General features: G+C 40.6%; 23 protein-coding genes and 1 other annotated feature. All 23 genes read right to left on the reverse strand.

All coding sequences use genetic code 11. The features are described from left to right. Positions 1-17 precede the first annotated feature (17 nt). The 23 genes from pyrR to H605_RS0100405 all read right to left on the reverse strand — a co-directional run bounded on the left by pyrR (position 18) and on the right by H605_RS0100405 (position 22652). A complete protein-coding gene (pyrR, locus tag H605_RS0100290; RefSeq protein WP_029052357.1) occupies positions 18-566 on the reverse strand; it encodes a bifunctional pyr operon transcriptional regulator/uracil phosphoribosyltransferase PyrR in 549 nt (182 codons plus the stop codon). 227 nt (positions 567-793) lie between these two features. Next, positions 794-1699 (reverse strand): RluA family pseudouridine synthase, encoded by a 906-nt coding sequence (locus tag H605_RS0100300; RefSeq protein ID WP_029052358.1) that lies wholly within the window; start codon positions 1697-1699, stop codon positions 794-796. Then, a complete protein-coding gene (gene lspA / locus H605_RS0100305) occupies positions 1699-2175 on the reverse strand; it encodes a signal peptidase II (RefSeq protein ID WP_029052359.1) in 477 nt (158 codons plus the stop codon). The genes H605_RS0100300 and lspA overlap by 1 nt, the downstream gene beginning before the upstream one ends. Before the next feature lie 138 nt (positions 2176-2313). After that, positions 2314-5073, reverse strand: a complete 2760-nt coding sequence (gene ileS / locus H605_RS0100310) for an isoleucine--tRNA ligase (protein WP_029052360.1) — start codon at positions 5071-5073, stop codon at positions 2314-2316. A 104-nt stretch (positions 5074-5177) separates the two neighbouring features. Next, positions 5178-5399, reverse strand: a binding site (T-box leader). Between the two features lie 51 nt (positions 5400-5450). Then, positions 5451-6008, reverse strand: coding sequence for a DivIVA domain-containing protein (locus tag H605_RS17095; RefSeq protein ID WP_051210409.1), 558 nt, complete (start codon positions 6006-6008; stop codon positions 5451-5453). 99 nt (positions 6009-6107) lie between these two features. Continuing rightward, positions 6108-6884 (reverse strand): YlmH family RNA-binding protein, encoded by a 777-nt coding sequence (locus H605_RS0100320; RefSeq protein ID WP_029052361.1) that lies wholly within the window; start codon positions 6882-6884, stop codon positions 6108-6110. A 69-nt stretch (positions 6885-6953) separates the two neighbouring features. After that, a complete protein-coding gene (locus tag H605_RS0100325; RefSeq protein ID WP_029052362.1) occupies positions 6954-7244 on the reverse strand; it encodes a YggT family protein in 291 nt (96 codons plus the stop codon). A gap of 65 nt (positions 7245-7309) precedes the next feature. Beyond that, positions 7310-7807, reverse strand: coding sequence for a cell division protein SepF (locus H605_RS0100330; RefSeq protein WP_029052363.1), 498 nt, complete (start codon positions 7805-7807; stop codon positions 7310-7312). Then, a complete protein-coding gene (locus H605_RS0100335) occupies positions 7804-8496 on the reverse strand; it encodes a YggS family pyridoxal phosphate-dependent enzyme (protein WP_029052364.1) in 693 nt (230 codons plus the stop codon). The genes H605_RS0100330 and H605_RS0100335 overlap by 4 nt, the downstream gene beginning before the upstream one ends. Positions 8497-8562: 66 nt before the next feature. Beyond that, positions 8563-8808 (reverse strand): PRC-barrel domain-containing protein, encoded by a 246-nt coding sequence (locus H605_RS0100340; RefSeq protein WP_029052365.1) that lies wholly within the window; start codon positions 8806-8808, stop codon positions 8563-8565. 518 nt (positions 8809-9326) lie between these two features. Beyond that, positions 9327-10115, reverse strand: coding sequence for an RNA polymerase sporulation sigma factor SigG (sigG, locus tag H605_RS0100345; RefSeq protein WP_029052366.1), 789 nt, complete (start codon positions 10113-10115; stop codon positions 9327-9329). 104 nt (positions 10116-10219) lie between these two features. Beyond that, on the reverse strand, positions 10220-10930 hold the full coding sequence (gene sigE, locus H605_RS0100350; protein WP_081657792.1) for an RNA polymerase sporulation sigma factor SigE: 711 nt from the start codon (positions 10928-10930) through the stop codon (positions 10220-10222). Then, on the reverse strand, positions 10924-11772 hold the full coding sequence (locus tag H605_RS0100355; protein WP_029052368.1) for a sigma-E processing peptidase SpoIIGA: 849 nt from the start codon (positions 11770-11772) through the stop codon (positions 10924-10926). The genes sigE and H605_RS0100355 overlap by 7 nt, the downstream gene beginning before the upstream one ends. Before the next feature lie 179 nt (positions 11773-11951). Beyond that, positions 11952-13121, reverse strand: coding sequence for a cell division protein FtsZ (gene ftsZ / locus H605_RS0100360; RefSeq protein ID WP_029052369.1), 1170 nt, complete (start codon positions 13119-13121; stop codon positions 11952-11954). Positions 13122-13170: 49 nt separating this feature from the next. After that, entirely contained in the window at positions 13171-14457 is a 1287-nt protein-coding gene (gene ftsA, locus H605_RS0100365) for a cell division protein FtsA (protein ID WP_029052370.1), read from the reverse strand. Between the two features lie 100 nt (positions 14458-14557). Next, a complete protein-coding gene (locus H605_RS0100370; protein WP_029052371.1) occupies positions 14558-14923 on the reverse strand; it encodes a small basic family protein in 366 nt (121 codons plus the stop codon). A 7-nt stretch (positions 14924-14930) separates the two neighbouring features. Continuing rightward, positions 14931-15647, reverse strand: a complete 717-nt coding sequence (locus H605_RS0100375) for a DUF881 domain-containing protein (RefSeq protein WP_029052372.1) — start codon at positions 15645-15647, stop codon at positions 14931-14933. 20 nt (positions 15648-15667) lie between these two features. Further along, positions 15668-16393, reverse strand: coding sequence for a DUF881 domain-containing protein (locus H605_RS0100380; protein WP_051210410.1), 726 nt, complete (start codon positions 16391-16393; stop codon positions 15668-15670). Then, the gene (locus tag H605_RS17100) at positions 16374-17228 is read right to left on the reverse strand and encodes a cell division protein FtsQ/DivIB (RefSeq protein WP_051210411.1); all 855 of its coding nucleotides are present in this window, start codon (positions 17226-17228) and stop codon (positions 16374-16376) included. The genes H605_RS0100380 and H605_RS17100 overlap by 20 nt, the downstream gene beginning before the upstream one ends. 14 nt (positions 17229-17242) lie before the next feature. After that, positions 17243-18331: a putative lipid II flippase FtsW gene (ftsW, locus tag H605_RS0100390; protein WP_029052374.1), complete on the reverse strand. Its 1089-nt coding sequence runs from the start codon at positions 18329-18331 to the stop codon at positions 17243-17245. Between the two features lie 57 nt (positions 18332-18388). Then, positions 18389-19738 carry a UDP-N-acetylmuramoyl-L-alanine--D-glutamate ligase gene (gene murD / locus H605_RS0100395; RefSeq protein ID WP_029052375.1) on the reverse strand — a complete coding sequence of 450 codons (1350 nt, stop codon included), beginning with the start codon at positions 19736-19738 and terminating at the stop codon, positions 18389-18391. Further along, on the reverse strand, positions 19739-20710 hold the full coding sequence (gene mraY, locus H605_RS0100400; RefSeq protein WP_029052376.1) for a phospho-N-acetylmuramoyl-pentapeptide-transferase: 972 nt from the start codon (positions 20708-20710) through the stop codon (positions 19739-19741). A 46-nt stretch (positions 20711-20756) separates the two neighbouring features. Next, positions 20757-22652 carry a penicillin-binding transpeptidase domain-containing protein gene (locus H605_RS0100405; RefSeq protein ID WP_037561388.1) on the reverse strand — a complete coding sequence of 632 codons (1896 nt, stop codon included), beginning with the start codon at positions 22650-22652 and terminating at the stop codon, positions 20757-20759. Between the last annotated feature and the right edge of the window lie 38 nt (positions 22653-22690).

The following is a 22690-nucleotide window of genomic DNA, read 5'->3' on the forward strand; positions in this document are numbered from 1 at the left end:
TCATTTCTCCCAGCTGCTTATAATGTACGTGTGTGAATGGTGACTCCATCCGTTCCGTCTTTTTCAATCATACTAACTACTACTCGTTCTTCATTTGAAGTCGGGATGTTCTTTCCGACAAAGTCCGGACGAATCGGTAGTTCTCGATGACCTCGATCTACTAATACAGCCAGCTGTATAGAAGAAGGTCTTCCTAAGTCCATAATGGCATCTAATGCAGCCCGAACCGTCCTACCTGTATAAAGAACATCATCTACTAGGATGACTTTTTGATTCGCTACATCGTGTTCGATATCGACCTGTTGTACGTATGCTTCTCCTTGTTCATTCTTTAATTGAAGGTCATCTCGGTACAATGTGATATCCAATTCACCTGTTTTGATTGGCTTACCTTCAATTATTTCAATCTTATCTGCTAAGCGTTTCGCCAATATAGCACCTCTTGTCTTGATACCAACTAAGATGCATTGATCAATTCCTCGGTTCTTTTCGATAATTTCATGGGCAATACGTGTGACCGCCCGCGTGATAGCTTGTTCATCTAGTATTGCTGCTTTTTCGGCCATATCAATGGTCCCCTTTCTATTTCACCTTTTGTCTATAAAAAAAGCCCTCCAGTCAGAGAAGACTGGAGGGCAGACGTGCAGAAAAAAGCATACATCGATGCTTACCGCAGTAAGCTGTCATGTAATTCCGTGCAACCTTCCCAGCCTCACAGGACTGACGTTAAAGGTATCGCTATTCAATTTCTTAATAGAGTATACATCTCATTACAAGCATTTGTCAACGCTTATTAAGAGCGTAATTCATTTAGTAACTGTTGGAAATTTTCAGGCAACGGAGCAGTGAACTCCATATATTCATCCGTCGTCGGGTGATCAAAACCAATAGTTCCTGCATGCAGTACTTGACCGCCAAAATCGATTGTTTTTCTCTGACCGTATTTTGGGTCTCCTACAAGTGGATACCCGATGTATTTCATATGCACACGAATCTGGTGAGTTCTTCCTGTTTCCAGTCGGCATTCAACCAATGTATATGCGCCAAAACGTTCAAGAACCTTAAAGTGTGTAACAGCATTTTTCCCCTCATCCACAACCGCCATCCGTTGACGATCGCGCTTGTCACGCCCAATTGGTGCATCTATTGTGCCGTTATCATGTGGAATATGTCCGTGAACTAATGCCGTATACACACGATTAACTGACTTAGCGACGAGCTGATTAACTAATGAAACATGTGCTTTATCATTTTTGGCTACCATCAATAACCCGGAAGTATCTTTATCAATACGGTGTACGATACCAGGTCGCATAATACCATTGATGCCTGATAAATCCGTCACTTGATACATTAATCCATTGACTAAAGTTCCACTCACATGACCAGCTGATGGATGAACAACCATCCCCACTGGTTTGTTGACAACCAACACGTCTTGGTCTTCATAAACAATTTCAAGGTTTAGATTTTCAGCTTCTACATCATATTCTTCCATTGCCGGCTGCTCGACAGTGACCTGATCATCCGTCTTAACTTTATAGTTCTGCTTAACTACACTGTTATTTACTTTAATATGTTCCTCTTTTACCCATTGCTGGATTTGCGTGCGTGACCAGTCCGGTTGAAGAGTAGCCAATGCTTTGTCTATTCGACTTCCTGTAAGTTCTTCTGTTATTTCATATTCTAATCTTTCCATTACGACACCTTTTTCTTTTTCTTTTTTTCATCAAACACTACGTGTAGCAAAATCAGTATGACAGCAATTGTCAATGCGGCATCCGCCACATTAAATATCGGAAAATCATAATGTATAACAGGTATCAAGACGCTGATGAAATCGACTACTTCTCCTCTTAGTAGTCGATCGATGAAGTTCCCAATCGCACCGCCTAGCAATAGCATTAGACTCACACCTAGTAGTTGATCCTTTTTACCTTCTGTATGGAAGAAGTAAATAATAGCTACTACGACTACAATGGTCACAATAAAAAATAGCCACATCTTTCCTTCAAGCATTCCCCATGCAGCTCCACGGTTACGATGAGATAGCAATGCAATATAAGGATCCAGGATAGCAATATGTTCACCTAGCTCCATATTTTTTACGATTAGCCATTTCGTCAACTGATCCAAGCCAATGACCAGTGCAGCGATTGCATAATAAAATATCACTTCATTACCCTCCGTCCAGCTAATTTCTTCTTTAGTTTACCATAAAAACACGTCTTCTATTACGTTTGTTAGTTCCGCTATGCAAAAAAGCCATCATCATCCACGAATGAATGATGATGGCTGTGACATCAAAATTGCTTACGCATAGTTTTCTTTCACAACAGTCGCGCATCGTGTACATAGTGTCGAATGTTCTGCGTCTTCTCCAACTGTTTTGGAGATTGTCCAGCATCGTTCGCATTTTTCACCTTCAGCTGGTTCTACCAAAACCGTTGCATGATCTAATTTCAATGCATTCGATAACTTTTCATCTGTACTCTCTTCAAATTCCGAGACAATGAAGAATTGTGCAAAATCAATATCCTCTGCTTGCAAAATACCACGTTGATCTTCTGGCAACACAACAGTAACTTTTGCCTCCAAAGATTTTCCGATTACTTTCGCGTTTCTTGCTTCTTCAAGAGCTTTCAAAATATCATCGCGGATATCCATCAAGTTATCGAAGCGCTCACGAAGTTTGTCCGCTCCTTCGCCTTTATGATCTGCTTCAGGCATATCCGTCAATTGGACACTATCTTCTTCAACGTACTGAATATTTTTCCACATTTCATCTGCAGTGTGTGGCAAGATTGGCGTGATGAGCTTGACCAGTGTGATCAATGTATCATGCATCACCGACTGCATTGCACGACGATCTGGATGATTCGCAGCTTCGATATAGACTACATCTTTCGCAATATCCAAGTACAGCGAGCTCAATACACCTGTACAGAAATTATTGATTGCGTGGTAGACGGTAGGGAACGCATACTGCTCATAAGCTGTAAGGACTTCCTCAATCAAATCCTGCAACTTCACATAGACGTACTGATCAACTGCACGCATATCATCAAATGCTACACGATCTGTAGCTGGATTAAAGTCAGCTACGTTACCATGCAAGAAACGAATCGTATTACGGATCTTACGATAGACTTCCGAGACTTGCTTAAAGTTTGAATCAGATACACGAACATCGGCTGTATAATCTACAGACGATACCCATAGACGCACGATGTCTGCACCAAGTTGATTGATGACTTTCGAAGGGACGATAACATTCCCTAAAGACTTACTCATCTTACGGCCATTTTTGTCCAATGTGAAACCATGGCTCAAAATGCCTTTGTAAGGTGCAATCCCGTTGATAGCTACGCTAGTTGTCAATGAAGAGTTGAACCAACCGCGATATTGATCGGAACCTTCAAGATACAAGTCTGCCGGGTAACGAAGATCATCACGTTCTTCAAGTACACCTTGATGTGTTGTACCAGAGTCAAACCAGACATCCATAATGTCCGTTTCTTTCGTGAATTCACCATTCGGACTTCCTTCATGAGTGAAGCCCTCTGGCAATAATTCTTTCGCAGAACGTTCGAACCAGATATTTGATCCATTCTCACGGAATAAATCGGCTACATGACTGACCGTTTCATCTGTAAGAATTACTTCTCCATTTTCAGCATAGAATACCGGAATCGGAACGCCCCATACGCGCTGACGGGAAATACACCAGTCGCCACGGTCACGGACCATATTGAATAAACGTGTCTCACCCCAAGATGGCGTGAATGTAGTAGTACGGATTGCGTCGAGTAAATCATTTCTAAATGATTCAATAGAAGCAAACCATTGTGCAGTCGCACGGTAGATGACTGGCTTCTTCGTGCGCCAATCATGCGGGTACGAGTGAGTAAAGAATGACAACTTTTGAAGGGCTCCGACTTCTTTTAGCTTTTCAGTTACCGCTTTATTCGCATCTTCGTAGAACAAGCCTGAGAAAAACGGTGCTTCTTCTGTCATGACACCACGGTCATCAATTGGAGATAATGCATCGATTCCATATTGCTTACTCACATAGAAGTCATCTTCACCGTGACCTGGTGCTGTATGAACACAGCCTGTACCGGCATCTGCTGTAACATGCTCGCCTAGCATAACTAATGAATCACGATCATAAATTGGATGGCTCGCAACGATCCGATCAAGGTCTACACCTTGAATTTCTTTTTCGATTGAGTACTCTTCCCATTCCAGTTCATTCGCCAAGTACTCCACTAAGTCTTTCGCTACTACAAATTTCTCATCCTGTACTTTTACTACTGCGTACGTAAATTTAGGATGAACAGAAATCCCCAAGTTTGCTGGAATTGTCCAAGGTGTTGTTGTCCAGATCAGGAACTTCACATCATGATCCAGTACACCTTTCCCATCTTTGATAGGGAAACTTACATATATGGATGGTGATTTTTTATCTTGATACTCGATTTCCGCTTCTGCCAATGCAGTTTCACTCGAAGGAGACCAGTAGACAGGCTTCAACCCTTTATAGATATATCCTTTTTTCGCCATCTCGCCGAACACTTGAATTTGACGTGATTCGAATTCAGGCTTTAGCGTGATATATGGGTTGTCCCAATCTCCGCGAACACCGAGACGCTTGAATTGCGTACGCTGATTATCAATTTGTTGTAGTGCATACTCTTCACACATTTTACGGAATTCAGCCGTGCTCATTTTCTTGCGATCGACTTTTTTATTTACAAGTGCTTGCTCAATTGGCAAACCGTGTGTATCCCAACCCGGTACATAAGGAGCATGGAATCCAGACATCGATTTATAACGAACGATAAAGTCTTTTAGTACTTTGTTAAGTGCGTGCCCCATGTGTAAATCACCGTTCGCATAGGGTGGTCCATCATGCAATATGAACCACGGGCGATTTGCAGTACGTTCCTGAACTTGCTGATAGATATTCTTCTCATTCCACTCTTCTTGCATTTTCGGCTCATTATTTGGTAGATTACCGCGCATAGGGAAATCAGTTTTTGGCATAAGCAATGTATCTTTATATTCCATTATAATTCCTCCTTAAAATATATGTAACTCATTTTTTCTTTAGAAATGAAATCATCTAGCTTCAAGCGCTCTTTCGTTTAAGAAATCAGAAAAACCCCATCCCAAAAAGGGACGAGGCTTATTCTCGCGGTACCACCCTACTTGCAATTGCCATAGAGCAATTGCCGCTTAGACACTAATAACGGCAGTGTGAGACCGAGAACCAAAATCAACATAAAGGTTCTAGCTCAGGAGTGATTTTCGTTTCTGATTTACCACCGGGCTTACACCGCCCCCGGCTCGCTATAGGTAAAATTAGAAAGTACTCTTTCCGTCAACGCTTCTTCGTTTCATTTTACTTTTCATTATAAAAATGTGTTCGAGTGTTGTCAAGCTTCTTACGGCTTCTTAACTAGTTCTTCATCTAAACTATCTACATTTGGAATATCCAATTCCTTCTCAGCTACATTTTCTACGCTGGATGTATCCAACTCATACTTCAACAGGTCGTCCCAGTCTTCAGTATTGATCATGTCTAGCTGTGCTTCTACCATCATCTTGAAGCGGCTTTTGAATACTTTTGACTGTTTCTTCAACACTTCAACTTCTAGTGCGATCTTTCTAGCCTGCGCGAGTGCATCATTCACAAGACGGTCTGCATTCTTTTCTGCTTCGGAAATGATTAACTTAGATTCTTGAACAGCATTTTTACGAACATCTTCTGCGGCTTCTTGCGCGATTAGAATAGATTTTTGCATCGTTTCTTCTATTAAATTAAAGTGAGTAATCTTTGCTTCATTATCAGAAACCGTTTTTTCAAGCTTTTCATTTTTCTTCAGGACGTTTTCATAGTCTTTCATCAGCTGTTCTAAAAATCCATTTACTTCATCTTCATCATAGCCACGAAATTTCGTATTAAACGTTTTGTTATGTATATCCGTAGGGGTTAAAGCCATAATACGCTTTCTCCTTTCAGTATGCTTACGTAGTTTACAGTGTGATTGTGTTTACTACTTGATTAAACACTACTTTTCTTAATTTATCAAGGATTCAATTTAGACAAGTGCACCAATCATTACTCGAATCTTATCTTTCTTTGTGCGCCCTTCGATGCTCATGATTCTAAAGCGACCATAACCTCTAATTGATAGAACATCATATTCTTCTACTTCAAATGCTTGTTGATCAATCATTGCCCAGTTCACTTTTACTTTCTCCGCCTTAATAAGAGAAGAAGCTTTGGCTCTCGAACTGTGCGTTAATGCTGCAATAACTACATCCAGACGCAATGAACTAACAATATGTAATGCTTCCGTCCACTCTTCTTTCACATCGATGAAATCTTCCGTATTCAGAACTGGCTCTACAGAAACTTTCACTTTTCCGACTTGCGTAAAATGGACGTGGATATATTCAGACACTTCTTGAGCAACTGCAAATTGTACTGCTTCTTCAGTTAGTTGAATATCTCCAAATCGTGAACGCTCAATTCCAACAGACAGTAGAGACCCAAGTAATTGTGAATGTTTCATTGTAACGAATTTTTGTGGGTAGTTCACCTTATAAATCCTAATTTGAAAATCCTCTTTAGTCGGGGTGTAGTAATCAGGATAGATTAGCACACGCTGGCGTTCTGCATCGTGAAAGCCTCCTTCAGCTGTCAATGTAAGGTCTGAATTCCTCACGATGGATTCTGTTATGAAGCGCTGACGTGGATCCATAAACTCTGTTAGCTTGGGTGCATACGTATCTTCCACGTCTTTCACCCAACTATTCACTTTTTCAATAAATGGTTGTTCTTCTTTTCGAAAATGTTGAAATATCGAATCCATTCTATTCCTTCTCCTTATATAAAAAAATCCTCACCTTGTGAGGATTTCCAATTTCAGTTAAGGTTATACTTAATTTACTAATGCTTGGAAAATCATCAAATAAATCTGACCTATTCCTCTGCTGATTAATTGTAATGACAGCAATGCAACAATCGGGGAAAAATCAATCATACCAAATGGCGGTATGAACTTACGGAAAAATCCTAAATATGGCTCTGCTATTTTTGCAATAAGTTGACCAAATTTTGTTTCTCTAGTAGAAGGAACCCATGACATTAAAATATAAATGACTAACAGAATAGAATATAATTGTAAGGCTCCAGAGATCAATAAATATGAATTGTTTAATAATGCGATCATAATAACATGTACACCTCATTCAAATTGTTCGACTTTCATTAGGCGAAAGTTCTAAGTTGTGTAGCCTATCGTTCTTGTTGTTCAGATAGAAATTCCGTAATTTTACCGGCTACTTCCACGTTGTCGGGTGCACATAGAAATATATCTGCGCCAATTCGTTGAATGTCACCACCGAGGGCATAAACTGTACCACTTAGAAAATCAATAATACGAAATCCCTGATCTCGTTCTATCTGCTGTAAGTTCACTACGACAGAACGGCGATTCTTTAAATGTTCTGCAATGTCCTCTACTTCTGCATAAGAACGCGGCTCGAGTAGAATGACTTTTGACGATTTTTGAAGACTTTGTAAGCTAATCACTGGAGCTTGTGTGGAGGAAGCTTGTTGCTGAGAGGCTTGAAGACGACTATTAACAGCTCGTTTCTTACCTCCTAGCTTCTTCATCTCTTTACGGGCCATTGCTTGTTCACCTTTAGTTGGTTTACTTTGAGGTTTTGGTTGTTGAACTAAGTCTTCTTCCTGTACCCAAAACATTTTTTCCAATCGTTTTTTGAGGCTCATTCAGTTTCCTCGCTTTCTGATCCGGCCAATGCAGTGCCGATGCGTATATGAGTTGCACCTTCTTCTATTGCGATTGTAAAGTCATTAGACATACCCATGGACAGTTTTGTACACGGTGCATAGGATAATCCTTTCGCTGCGATTTTGTCCCGTAGTTTACGTAAGGAACTGAATGTGTTGCGAACTATAGATTCATCATCTGTATTTGGCGCCATCGTCATGAGTCCTATTACATGAATGTTTTCGTAAGCTGCCAATTGATCAAAAAATACATCTACTTCATCGGGAGTAATGCCCGATTTGGATTCTTCGCCTGAAACATTGACTTGTACAAAACAATCAAGCGGCTTACTTGCCCGCTTATGCACTTCTTTCGCAAGGCTCATACGGTCAAGCGAATGAAGGCAGTTAATAGTGTCGACTAATTCTTTTACTTTGCGTGTCTGCAAGTTACCAATGAAGTGCCAATTCACCGGATCTTCAATCGTTTCTTGCTTTTCTAGCAATCCTTCAAGTCGATTTTCCCCTAAGTCCTTAATCCCAACATCTAGTAAGGATTGCGCTCTAGCGGAAGACACTTGCTTCGTGACAGCTATTAACGTGATATCATCCGAGCTACGATTTACCTTTTCACATGCATCATGTATTTGTTTTTGTATAGTTACTAGTCGTTGTTCTACTTGTTCCATATTATCACTACTTTTCATCATCTTTATTTCATTGTATCAATTAGGGCACTATATATCAACGATAAGTCATTTATTGAGCCGTTTATTCTCGATCAAGATAATATCTTTTCCAATCGTCATGACGTCTTTGTACTGGATTTTTTGGACTCCTTTTGACTTGCTGTCTGAGAAGAAGGAGCGCTCAATTTCACCTATATGAAGTTGCGCAATTTCACCTTTTTCGATGTCGATTGTAGCGTCTTGAACAAAACCTATGAACGACCCTTTTTTCAGTTCAATCACTTCTTTTTTCTGCAAGCTGGAAAAACGCATAGTTTCCCCTCCTTCTTTCATACTATGCATAGTGAGTTTTAATGAGAACGTGGGAAATTGCTTTACCATTCAGGAAATATATAGAAGGAGGAAGCATTAGATAAGGTTTTTGATTTGCGTTAGGATGAAATTGCTTTTAGCTTTTATTGTAATTAACACGCTTTTTCACTTTTCTAATTTCAAATACGGTAAAGAGAAATGCTTAATGAGCGGTTATGGAGCAAGTTTGATCGCTTAATGGCTTTTATGAGCGTTCATCCACTGATTATGATCGCTTATGGAGATTAATGAGCGGTTGTGTAGAAACTATGATCACTTAGGCAAATTATTGAGCGCTTGCGTGATAGTTTTGGCATTTAGGTGCGACTAGAACTCACCACATGAATTTCCGAAACAACACAAGAGTGGAGCGCACAGATACGATTCTATCTCGTTGCCCACTCATTCGCTAAAAAAAGAAAAACCGCCCTTCACAAATTAATGTGTGAAGGACAGTCTTATATACATTCAGTCGATATCTAGTATTTCTTCTGTTCAATCCCAAGCCGAATCTGTTCCATCGCATGCTTCTCAATTCTCGATATTTGCGCCTGTGAAATCCCGAGCTCCTTAGCGATTTCGGTTTGCGTCTGCCCGAGGTAAAATCGTTTGGAGACGATGAGCTGTTGACGTTCGTCCAGTTCGCCCATCTTATCTTTAATGGACACATAGTTCATCCAGCGGTCCTCTGATACTCTTTGGTCATGTAGCTGATCCATCATATAAATCGGATCACCGCCATCGCTGTTCATTGGCTCATGCAACGACATAGGGTCCTGTATGGCATCTAAGGCGAATAGGATATCTTCTTCCGGTATGCCCGTTATCTTTTCTAGATCTGATATTTTTGGTTCGTGTTGATGTTCGTTGACATATTGTTCTTTTGCTCTGATGGCTTTATACGCGATATCACGTAACGATCGTGATACACGAACAGCATGATGATCACGAAGATGTCGCTTAATTTCTCCAATGATCATCGGCACAGCATAGGTAGAAAACCGGACATTATGTTTTAAATCGAAATTGTCTATGGCTTTCAACAGCCCAATACAACCAACTTGGAATAAATCATCAGCCTGCTCTCCACGATAGTTAAAGCGTTGAACAAGGCTAAGTACGAGACGCAAATTCGCAAATACCAATTCATCTCTGGCAAATTCGTCACCGCTTTGCAAACGGATGAATGTCTCTTTCATCACATCTGCAGTTAATAAAGGCAGCTCGGACGTATTGATCCCACAAATTTCTACTCTTGTACGTACCATTGGCTCTTCCTCCGCATTCTATAGGTGAGTGTACAGAGTAGTCTGTCCTCAACTCTTTAGAATATGCGAATTCACGAATCGCCAATTTCTGCCGATAAGTCCAGTTATGAAATGGGCTGATTTAGTCGATCACGTAGCTCAGAGATTATTTTCTTTTCCAATCTAGATATATAAGATTGTGAAATACCCAGAAGATCCGCTACTTCTTTTTGTGTCATTTCATTTGTTCCCATCAGTCCGAATCGTTGTTCCATAATATAACGTTCTCTTTCATCCAAAATGGAAATGGCATCGATCATATATTGTCGCTCCAACTTTTTCTCTACGTCGTCTGTAATAATATCTTCATCTGTACCTAGAATATCCGATAGAAGCAACTCATTACCATCGGCATCTGAATTCAACGGTTCATCGAATGAAATCTCTGAACGAATTCGATTCGTTTTACGCAAGTGCATTAAAATTTCATTTTCAATACAACGAGAAGCGTATGTCGCAAGCTTAATATTTTTATCTGCTTTAAAAGTTTCAATTGCTTTGATCAATCCAATAGTTCCAATACTAATGAGATCTTCAATATTTGTGTTCGTATTATCGAAGCGTCTTGCGATATAGACGACGAGACGTAAATTCTTTTCGATCAATGTATCACGTGCAGCAGGATCTCCCTTCATTAATGCTGCAATCATTTTGGCTTCCTGCTCCTTATCGAGAGGCTTAGGAAGAGATTCATGTCCTCCGATATAAAATATGCCGCCTTTTCGTCTGAAGAATCCTGCAATATATGAAACCCATTTTTTTACTTCTGTCAACATATAGCCGTTCTCCCTTCTTCTTTTAGTACATCCATCGCGCTCATTTGCAAAATAGCTGCTGCACCTTGAGGGTATTGACGCTGTTCTCTCGTCAAGACGATATATCCCACAGGCAATAACTCTCCTTCGAGCGACCAACAATCATACTTGATTCCGACAGCCCATGAAGCTCCCTGAACAGTCTGCAATCGTATTAACCGAAGACTTCTTTGATAAGTAGCAGGGAAACTAGCCAAGTCTGGTGATTGGTCAGGATTCCAGGACTCTAATGCTGAAGCGAAGTCGACTGGCAGCTGTTCTTTAACTGCTTGATAGCCAATAAAATGTACAGGATCTCCTGATAAAGGTTCTACACAATGATTACCCGTATCGATGAATACTTTAAGTGGTATCGATTTTCCCCATAAACTTAATTCTGAATCGAGCGTAAAACTCATTAACTTATTCATCATGCGTGTATCAATCCATTTATGTTTCACAATGTATAACGATAGATAGGTTAGACCAATCGCTACGAATAAAAAGCTCTGATTTACGCTAATACTAATCTGTGCATAGACCAAGGTCAACATTCCCCCCGCGAAGAAAGACGCGATCAGTACAGCGAGGATAGAATTCTTCCAACTACCGAACGTTTGTCCAAATGCAATATACGTCATTCCTAAGAAAGTGAATATCATCGCTGGCACAGAATACGGGAACAACGTAATAAAGAAGGCTCCGAGAAATGCTGCACTCCATAACCTCCTCCTGCTCGTTTGATGATTTCCAACTTTATTAGTGAATGATAGGATGGCGTAGTTAAAGAGCATGTTGATTCCTATCATCAGTTCTCCATACATATGCCGGCCTCCTTACAAACAGATTATCACGGCTATAATGAAAATACTGTCGGGCTTTGGATGGTTTCAGAAAAAAACTTCGACATATTTTTAAGTGCGTAGAGTAATCGCTAATATGAAAACACAAAAAAGCTTCCCGTATGAAAAACTCATCTCATGCGGGAAGCTTGTTCTATTTATTATTTACGACGCGTACGATTACGTAAGAACGTTGGGATGTCCAATTGTTCTTCGTGCTGATGCTGATTAACCTGTGGTTGTCTCGGCTCAGATTGTTGCTCGTAACGTGGTTGCTCTTCATATCTGCTTTGTGTCGGTGGTTGCTGTTGAGTAGGTCGTTGTGGACGAGCGCCACCCGTTACACCAGCACCTCTTTGTCTTGACGGAGCTAATTGTTCTTCGTTAAATCCTGTCGCGATAACTGTAACGATGATTTCATCTTTCAAGTCGTCGTTGATGACTGAACCGAAAATCATGTTGACGTTTTCGTCTGATGCAGTGGCAACAATGTCAGCTGCTTCTTGCACTTCAAACAAGCTCAAGTTCGAGCCGCCTGTAATATTCATTAGTACACCTTTTGCTCCATCGATGGATGTTTCAAGCAACGGACTGGAAATCGCTTTTTTTGCTGCTTCCGCGGCACGATTTTCACCAGTAGACATACCGATCCCCATCAACGCAGAACCTTTGTTGTACATGATTGTTTTCACGTCAGCAAAGTCGAGGTTGATTAATCCAGGCACTGCGATTAAATCAGAGATACCTTGTACACCTTGACGCAATACATTGTCAGCTTCTCTGAACGCTTCAAGCATCGGAGTGTTCTTATCTACAATTTCAAGCAATTTGTCATTAGGAATAACAATTAGCGTATCGATTGCTTCTTTCATGCTTGCGATACCGCCAGCTGCTGAAGTAGATCTCTTTCTTCCTTCAAAAGTGAACGGACGTGTAACCACACCTACAGTCAATGCCCCAATATCTTTAGCGATTTGAGCAATAACTGGTGCTGCACCCGTACCAGTTCCGCCTCCCATACCAGCTGTAACGAAGACCATATCCGCTCCACGTAGAGCTTCTTCGATCTGCTCTTTACTTTCCTCAGCTGCTTTTTTACCTACTTCAGGGTTAGCACCTGCGCCTAGTCCTCTAGTAAGCTTCTCACCGATTTGTAGTTTGATTTCAGCCGATGATAATTTCAATGCTTGAGCATCTGTGTTTACCGCGATAAACTCTACGCCTTGCACTCCATGTTCAATCATACGGTTGACCGCATTGTTTCCGCCGCCGCCTACTCCAATAACTTTAATTACCGCTAATGCATCTATGTTCGTCTCAAATTCAAGCATTGATTTTCCTCCTCTAAATTATCTGCAATTCCCCATCCAACACAATGTTTTACTCAAAGAAATTGTCGAATACTTTTTTAGCGCGTTTCATGAATCCTTGACCTTTTTCTTTTTTCGGTTTAACTGGTCTAGCTGAAGCTTCCGCGACTTCATAAATGGATTCTGTTGATTGAGGTGAACCAACCGGCTCTTCTTCATAGCCAAAGAACACATCTTCCATATACGCATAGCGAATCAAGCCAACCGCAGTAGAATACATCGGCTCACGGACACCAATATATTCTGGTGTGTATAATCTAGCTCTTGTTTTAAAGACATCACGAGCTAACTGTAATATTCCATCTAGTTTAGCTGTACCGCCTGTGATCACGATACCGCCAGGCAAGTCACGGATACCTGTTGCATACAAATCTTCGAGAATCAATTCGAACAATTCTTCAAGGCGTGAACCGATAACATCAGAGATATAACGCTGGCTGTATTGATCTTTTGCATCTGACCCTACTACCGGCACTTCAAATAATTCCTCATCTGAAGCATCATCATAATAGGCATGGCCATACTGATGTTTAATCATTCTTGCTTGTTCTGTAGGTGTCTTTAAGACGATTGATAAGTCTTTTGTAATATGATCTCCACCAACAGGTAATACAGACGTGCTGATTAAACGATTTTCGGCAAATACCGATACCGTAGTTGACCCTCCGCCAATATCGATAAAGGCAGTTCCATGATACATTTCATCTTCAGATAATGCGAAAGTACCTGCCGCTAATGGTTGCAAATAAATTTCACGAATTTGTAAACCAGCTTTTTCTACACAGCGTAAAATGTTATGTAGTTGAGTTTTGGACGTCGTAATTAACGTGGCGTCCATTTCCAATCTTACTCCCATCATACCACGGGGATCTGTGATTTCATCATAATCATCGACAATAAATTGCTTTGGCACTAAATTGACGAATTCTCTTTCGGGTGGAACATTCATTACTTGTGATGATTTCATAACTCTTTCAAGATCATCATCGGTGATTTCACGATTTTCAGAGTTCACTGCCACAACGCCTTTGACGTTTTGGAATTGGACACCATTTGCCGGGATGCCAAGAACTACTTCTTCAATTTTCAAACCTGTCATTCTTTCAGCCTGTTCAATCGCTTTACGGATTGACTGTACAGTGGCATCAATATCAATAATTGTTCCTTTGCGAATTCCAGCAGATTGTACATTTCCTACACCAATTACATGCAGGGCATTTTGATCCATCTCCCCAATTAAGACTTTAATTGTGGATGATCCTATATCAAGTGATACGTAATGATTTGATTTACTCAATTATTGACACCTCCTTAATGTAACTAGTAACTTCCATTCTATTGTATTATGACTGCTTTGTCTAAATATTTTCAACACCCTCTTCTAAAAACATTTAATATTACGCATTTGTATCGGAATTTTTGTTTCTACTCGTCCATTTTGCAAGCAGGATTCTCCTCATGACCGCGATGTTTTGGAATAATCTTACGCCAAACGCGAAAACTGCTGCCAAGTATAAATCTACACCAAGGTGTACACCGATAAACGCGAGTGCTGCTGCTAATAGTATATTGAAGAAAAATCCGCTGACGAATATTCGATCGTCATACACTTGCTGAAGATAGGCTCTGATTCCACCAAATAGTGTATCAAATGCAGCGAGAATCGCAATAGTTAAATAGTTATCATATACTTGCGGGATTTGTATATCCGAGAGCAAACCTAGTGAAACGCCAAGGAGGAGCCCAAGTAAGGGTAGCCACATATTGTCATTACTCCTTTGTTTGTTCTTTTAAAAATCGATTTTCAAAACCACCCGTCCAGCCTTGTAACGTAATACGTTCCTCTGGTTCACTAATTGTCAAAACGAAGTCGTCCAAATAAAATTCATCTTGGATGGCAGTAGTTAATAATTGATTATACAATTTTTCACTTGCTTCCTTTGAAGGAGAAACGACTTTAATATTGAACGGTGGTGTGGAAACCACTTCCCCACTGACTGTTAGATTGCCATTAATATCCCGAATCCAACTCAACGTAGTGAAGCGCTTGCCGTCAATCTCCAACTCATTTCCTTGTTGTTGATTCACCACATTAATAAACCAAGCCAGCAGTTCAGATGATACTGGCTTTATTTCATAACCGAACGCAATACTTTCTGGGGATGGAGCAACCTCTATTACAAATCCTGGACCAGTGGTCGGCATGAACCCCGCTTGTTTATACAACTTATCCAACGTATCTTGCAACACACTTGCTGCATTTGCTTCGGGTGATGCATTATACGCTACAAGTGTCTGGTCAATCTCTCTGATTTCTTCTAAGAGTTCAGAATGAATTTTCTTTTCACTCGATAATTCTTTACGAATAGCCCATAAATCCCGTGTGTCTCGTGGAGATGCTGTATTCATCGAGTTATATTGTAAAGCCAATACAAATCCCACTATACCGAGAATCAACGTGAATTTCCAGTGTGTTTTTCGCTTCACTCTACCCCCCCCACAATCCATCATACTTCGTCACGAATCGCAGGCAGTTGAACTTCCTTCATTTCTTCTAGTGTGACGACGATATTATCTCGCAACAAGCCATCTATGACACTGCCTTTTAAATGTAATGCCGGAGATAGCACTTTCGGATCTCCTACTGCTTCTATAATAAAAGGTGCTGGAAACGTTCTACCATCAACCATAATAACAGGGCCTGTACATTTTATATACGAATTTGAATTAATCCGTTGCCCGTTGATCGTCATTCCTTGCGCACCTGCGATTTTCAATTCATTGATTACACGTAAAACATGACTTTCATGGACGATATAATCATTCGGATTCTGTACTGAAGGATCATATTCCGCATCTTCCAGTGTTACTTTGACCCCCGCACCTTTTGACGGAATATCTCCAAGCAATAACCTTAAATCTCGTGCTTTTTCTACAAGAATCGCATGATTTTTTTCTTTATCGGAGAAGACTTGTTCAAACGACCGCACATCTTTTTGTTTCTCGAGTAATTCATTTGTCAACTCTTTATTTCTTTCTTGCTGATCGATTAGCTCTGCACGATACTGTTCTTCTTGCTGAAATAAATCGGATTGCTCTGGATCTAGCACTTTTTCCTTACTGCCAATTGTTCTATAGGAAAACGCAAGCATGAAGCCCAATACTAGAAATACGATGGACAGCACTAATTGCTTGCCGCGCTTTTCTCTAGTTTTATTCAGTTTCTTGCTCACTCTTTTCCTCCTTATTAATTTCTACTTCTGCCGGTTTGCCTTTTGTTACGTTTGACTCTTCAACAGGCTGCGGGATCTTCACATCTACCGGTACTGGTTCTTTGTAGAAATCTGTATATGTTTTAAAGTACACACCAATTTCGATATCCAACACACCTTTTTCTTCTTTAGGCAATTGCGCAATAATATCGGGATAGTAGGACATTTTATCAGCAAAACCTAAAATCAACGCATGTACTTCATATCCATCACTCATGAATACGTCAATTTTATCTTCTCCTTCATAACGAAGCTCGGAGAGGAGTTCAAAAACTGTACTATCCATCTTTTGTAGTTGTTTGATCATTCGTTCCGTCACATCTGGCTCGGTAAAACCAGATAAGATGGGTGCATGTGAAAGGATATCAGGATCGGTTGCTTCTAAGCGATCACCATTTTCCAACAATAGGTCATATTGAGTTTGATTCTCTATATAAGCAACCGGTTCCCATTCCGTAACATTGATGGAAACATCATTATAAAAATCACGTTTCACTTTAGCTTCTTTCACACCAGGAATTTTTTCAAGATTATTTTCTATATCTTTTGCACGGAACCCCCACAGTGATTGCCCCTTATACAATCCACTCTGACCCTTATAGTACTCACTTTCTTGTAGTACAGTCTCATTAATGGATATCTTCGAAACATCGCTTAATGACGATTGGAAATACAACAAGGCAAGAAGAACAAGGACGAATATCACGACGAGCAGAAGAAAACTCATGTTGGCCCTTCTTCTGCGTTTTTTACGCATGGATGGAATCCGATCTTCAATATCTATTACTTTTTCCACATCCTGTTCTCCCTTCAACCTGCCCTTTTATTCGCAGAGTAGTGTAGAATCGTTCCGACAGCTAGCCACGTAGTCAACAGCGAGGATCCTCCATAACTAATGAAAGGTAACGTCACCCCTGTCACAGGCAGCAAACCTGAGACGACTCCCATATTTAAAAACGTTTGGAAAGTGATCATAGACACCATACCGGTGACAATTAAAAACGAATTCCAGTTGTTCAGCCGTATCGCTATACCGAATGCAGATGCGAATAACAAGATAAACAGCAGCACGATAGATGCGGCACCTATAAACCCAATTTCTTCTGCAATGATCGAAAAGATAAAATCATTTTGAGGTTCAGGCAAGTACAAAAACTTTTGACGACTGTTCCCGAAACCATGACCAAATAATCCACCTGGGGCAATTGCGAATAAAGATTGTATACTTTGAAACCCCGTACCGAGAGGATCGTTCCACGGATCAACGTAGGATTTAATTCGATCTAAACGATACGGTGCAGCTAGAATGAGCGCAATAAAAGCACCGAGACCTGAGACGAAAAGAAAAATAAAGAATGACAATGGATAGCCTGCTAAGAAAAGAATAACAAAGGCAGACACTATCATGATGACGGCAGAGCCGAGGTCAGGTTGCAACATGATTAACGTTGCGGGTAATAAAATCCATGCGAAGTGCTGCCATTGCCAGGACTTCTCTTTATGTTTCTTCATACCGCTTGCTAATTTCCCTAGTAATGCAACCTTCACGAATTCAGCCGGTTGCAAACTGATGGGACCGAGAGCGATCCAGCTTTGAGAACCGTTTCGCACCGCTCCAACACCTGGTATCAATACCGCTACCAACATCAAAGTCGAAGCGATATAGCAGTAGGTCCAGAATTTAGGATGAGATGTTAGTGGGCTCTTAACCAGTACATACGCAACAGCTAAGGAAATAACCATGTAAATACCTTGCTTGACGATAAATGGAGAAGAATCTTGATAATGTACTTCTCCCCAATAAGATCCTGCCGATTGCACAAATACTAATCCAATCAGCGACAATAGTAAGGCGGTTGTCAAAAAGATTATTCGGTAGGTTCTTTCCAGCGTTCGCATCCTTCCTCAAGTTATTCAGTCACTTCTTCAGTTTACTTTCCAACTATTGCAATGAATTTACAACTTCATTACGGCCTCGACAAATTGGTCACCACGATTTTCAAAACTCTCATATTGATCCCAACTTGCACAGCTTGGCGACAATAAAATCACATCGTCTTCACAGCTACATGCGTATGCCTTTTCAACAGCCTCATGCATAGTAGATGCCAGGGTCGCCTCTGTCACACCACAAGACTTCGCAAATTCTGCAAAACGCTCTGCTGTCTCCCCTATCGTCACGACAGCACGGACATTTTTCATATGAGGTCGTAATTCTTCAAATGAATGACCTCTGTCAAGTCCGCCTGCAATCAAGACGATTGGCATCTTAAATGAGGAAAGTGCACTTTTTGTTGCTAATGTATTGGTCGCTTTTGAATCATTGTATATTGTACGGCTATTCGCTTCGCGAACAAATTGCATGCGGTGGCGAACACCAGTGAAAGAACTTAAGACATTTTCTATCGCCGTTTTTTCACACCCTGACAATATGGCTGCAGCTGTTGCTGATAAGATATTTTCTAAATTGTGACGGCCCGGTAATTTGATATGCTTAATTTCTATGAAAGGTTCACCTTGCCAATAAATCCATTCGCCATCCGCTGAAATACCTTCTCTAGCTTTTCCAAGTACAGAGAATGGAATTTTTTCAGATTTGAATGATTCTATTGCTTCTTTGATTAACCTTTGATCCGCATTAAAAATCAAGTACTCTTCCGAAGTTTGATTGCGAGCCACTTGCAACTTCGCATCTAAGTATTCTTGCATCGATCCATGATAATCCAAATGCGCTTCATATAAATTCGTGAAAATCGCTATACGCGGAGTAAAGCTTTCTGTTCCAGCTAACTGAAATGAAGAGGCTTCAAGTACAATCACTTCATTCGCCTGAGCTTTTTCCGCCACTGTACAAGCAACAGTTCCAATATTGCCGGCAATCAACGGATTTTTCTTTGCCATATTGAGCATATGATAAAGCAATGTGGTGGTTGTCGTTTTACCGTTCGAACCCGTAATAGCAATGATCGGTGCTTCACTTAGAATACCTGCTAATTCCACTTCGGTCCAAATCGGGATTTTTCGTTCAACAGCACTAGCAATTAACGAATTGCTATAAGGAATCCCCGGATTTTTCACAATAAAGTCAAAGTTTCGTTCTAGTAAATCACTTGGATGCCCCCCACCAATGACTTCAATTCCTTGAGTTTGTAGCTCTATTGCCTCTTCATTGCCTTCTAGCGACTTAGAGTCATTGACTAACACTTCCGCACCTAGACGATGAAGCAAACCTGCTGCTGCCACTCCACTCTTCGCAAGGCCGACTACAAGTACTTTTTTCCCTATGAATTGTTCTGTATTCTTCATCTACATGACCTCCAAGAAGACTGGAACGAGGGCAGCAAGCAATGCCACACCCCAGAACACAATCACTACTTTCCATTCAGACCAGCCTGATAATTCAAAGTGATGATGAATGGGACTCATTTTAAAGACGCGTTTTCCTGTCATTTTAAAACTAATGACTTGAATAATAACGGAAAGTGTTTCTACTACAAATACAATTCCAATGATCAACAACAATAATTCTTGTTTAATTAATACTGAAATCATAGCGAGCGCGCCGCCTAATGCCAATGAACCTGTGTCTCCCATGAATACTTTCGCTGGTTTGATATTGAATAATAAAAATCCAAGCATCGCACCCGCTACTACGAATGCGAATAACGCGATATCGTTTTGCTCATACACTAACGCCAATACACCGAATGCAGTGAATGCTATAGTCGATGTACCACCAACGAGACCATCCAATCCATCCGTTAAGTTAACTGCGTTAGAAAAACCTACGAGCCAAAAGACCAAAAAGGCCACATAAAACACACCAAGATCTATTCCAAGTTCCGTGAAAGGAATCTTTACCGCAGTTTCGAATGGTCCGAGTTTCAGTAAGAAAAAGGCAACAATCGCAATGATGATCTGTCCAATTAATTTCTGAAGTGATGTCAATCCTAAGTTGCGCTTCGCCACTATGATGATAAAGTCATCTAGGAAGCCGATGATTCCGAAACCGGTCAGCACGATCAATAACACAATCGTATGAGTAGTTAATGTGTCGTTTATGTAAGATAAAGCGAGTGTTGAAATCGATATGGAAAGAAGGAAGATGAGCCCGCCCATTGTGGGCGTGCCCGCTTTCTTCAAATGCGCTTTCGGACCCTCTTCCCGTATGCTTTGACCAAATTTCAACCTTCTAAGTAATGGGATGATGATCACCCCGATAATCGCTGATACAAAAAATGCGACAGTGATTATCGTAACTGTGGTGCCGAGTGTCATGTTAAGTTCTCCTTCTACTATCAATTGCCTGTCAGTGAAGCATTGCTTATTCCGTGTACAAATGAATCGTGTCTTCCACGGTCATCAAAGTATGGGGAGCGGGTAACTGTCGAATCACTTTCTTACCTTTTCCATGCCATTTAACTTTGAACGTGTAATTTTGAGACAGCAATTCTTTTTCATTCATTCCAAGTAAATCGGGTGAACGGAATGTGATCGCGTCTCCCCATCGGTATTCTTTCTCTAACTGCTCTTTTCTTCTTTCAATATTAGCAATCGGAGCAATTTCTTCAATGATACGTCCTACGATTGGTGCAGCGATAACTCCTCCGAATTGAATGGAGTTCTTTGGACTATCGATAGCTAGATAAACGAGTAATTCGGGGTCGTCTGCAGGCGCGAAACCAATGAAGGAGACGATATAATCGCCATCTTTATAACGACCATTCTCTACTTTCTGTGCCGTCCCCGTTTTACCACCTATTCGAAGACCATCTGCAAACGCATTACGACCCGATCCGTTAGCTACAACAGATTCAAGCGCATGCCGCACTTTAGCTGATGTTTCTTCACTGATTACTTGTCTTTTTAATTCTGGTTCAAATTCTTTTAACGTCTTACCTTCAGAGTCTTTTATTGATTTCACAATATATGGCTTATAGAGTTTGCCGCCATTAATAGCTGCAGCGACTGCTTGCACTTGTTGGATTGGGGTGACAGAGATTCCTTGCCCGAACGAAGTAGTTGCTTGTTCCACCGGTCCAAATGCTTCTTTGGAAAACAGAATACCTTTCGATTCACCAGCAATGCCTGATTCTGTTGAGCTACCGAAGCCGAATTCACGAATATAACGATCTAATCTTTCACTTCCAAGTCGCTGTCCCATCGTAATGAATCCAGGGTTACATGAATTTTCTACAACTTCCAAAAATGTTTGATCTTTATGACCTTCTCGCTTCCAGCACCGTAACCTAGCGTTTGCAACGACTTTATAACCAGGATCATAAAAATTTTCATTCTCCAAATCGATGACGTCTTCTTCCAAACTAGCTGCCAATGTAAGAATTTTGAATGTGGAACCTGGCTCGTACGTCATCCATACAGGCAAATTCCGATTATAGATAGTGGAATCGGCTGATTGATATTCTCGTGGATCAAAACCTGGTACAGAAGCCAGTGACAATAATTCTCCTGTTTTTGGATTCATGATGATAGCCAGTGCCTGTGTTGCATCATATTTTTCCATTGCTTGGATCAGTTCGCGTTCCACAATTTGATGCATTTTCAGATCGATAGTCAACTCCAAGTTCAAACCATCTTTCCCATGTTCGAAACTATCTTCTACGTGTGGCAATGCAATCCCTTTAGCATCAGTGAACAGTCGTACTTTGTCTCCTGTTCCGTTTAGAATTTCATCATATGCATACTCAATACCTGCCAACCCATCACCATCATAGCCGGTAAAGCCAATCAAACGCGCTAACAGATCATCATATGGATAATGTCGGACGAAATCTACTCCTACATACAAGCCGGCTACTTGTAGTTTAGTAATTTCATCCCCTTGCTCCTTCGTAATATTTTTTCCTTCTGGAGCTAATTTCACCATATATGTTTTTTTGTTCAGCTTTTCTTCCAAAGTTTCTGGTGGCATTTTAAGGATTTTTGCAATTGCAGGTATGTCGCTGGAAATGTCGGGATTTTGAGCCGGCATGAAATACAGTGTAGGTGCTAGTTTATTACCGACAATCAACTTACCACTTCGATCCGTAATATTTCCACGCATAGCACCAAAAGGAATTTCAATGTCCCAATTTTCTTCTGCTTTTTCTTTCAACCATTCATGCTTGATGATTTGGACATGAAATAGTTTTCCTATTACGAGTAGTAGACAGATAAGAAAGCATAAGAAGGCTGCACGTAAACGTTTTTTGGACTGCATATCAATAAATGAACGCAATGACTCACTACCTTTTTTCT

The organism is Sporosarcina ureae DSM 2281 (genome assembly GCF_000425545.1).
GTDB classification, from domain to species: domain Bacteria; phylum Bacillota; class Bacilli; order Bacillales_A; family Planococcaceae; genus Sporosarcina; species Sporosarcina ureae.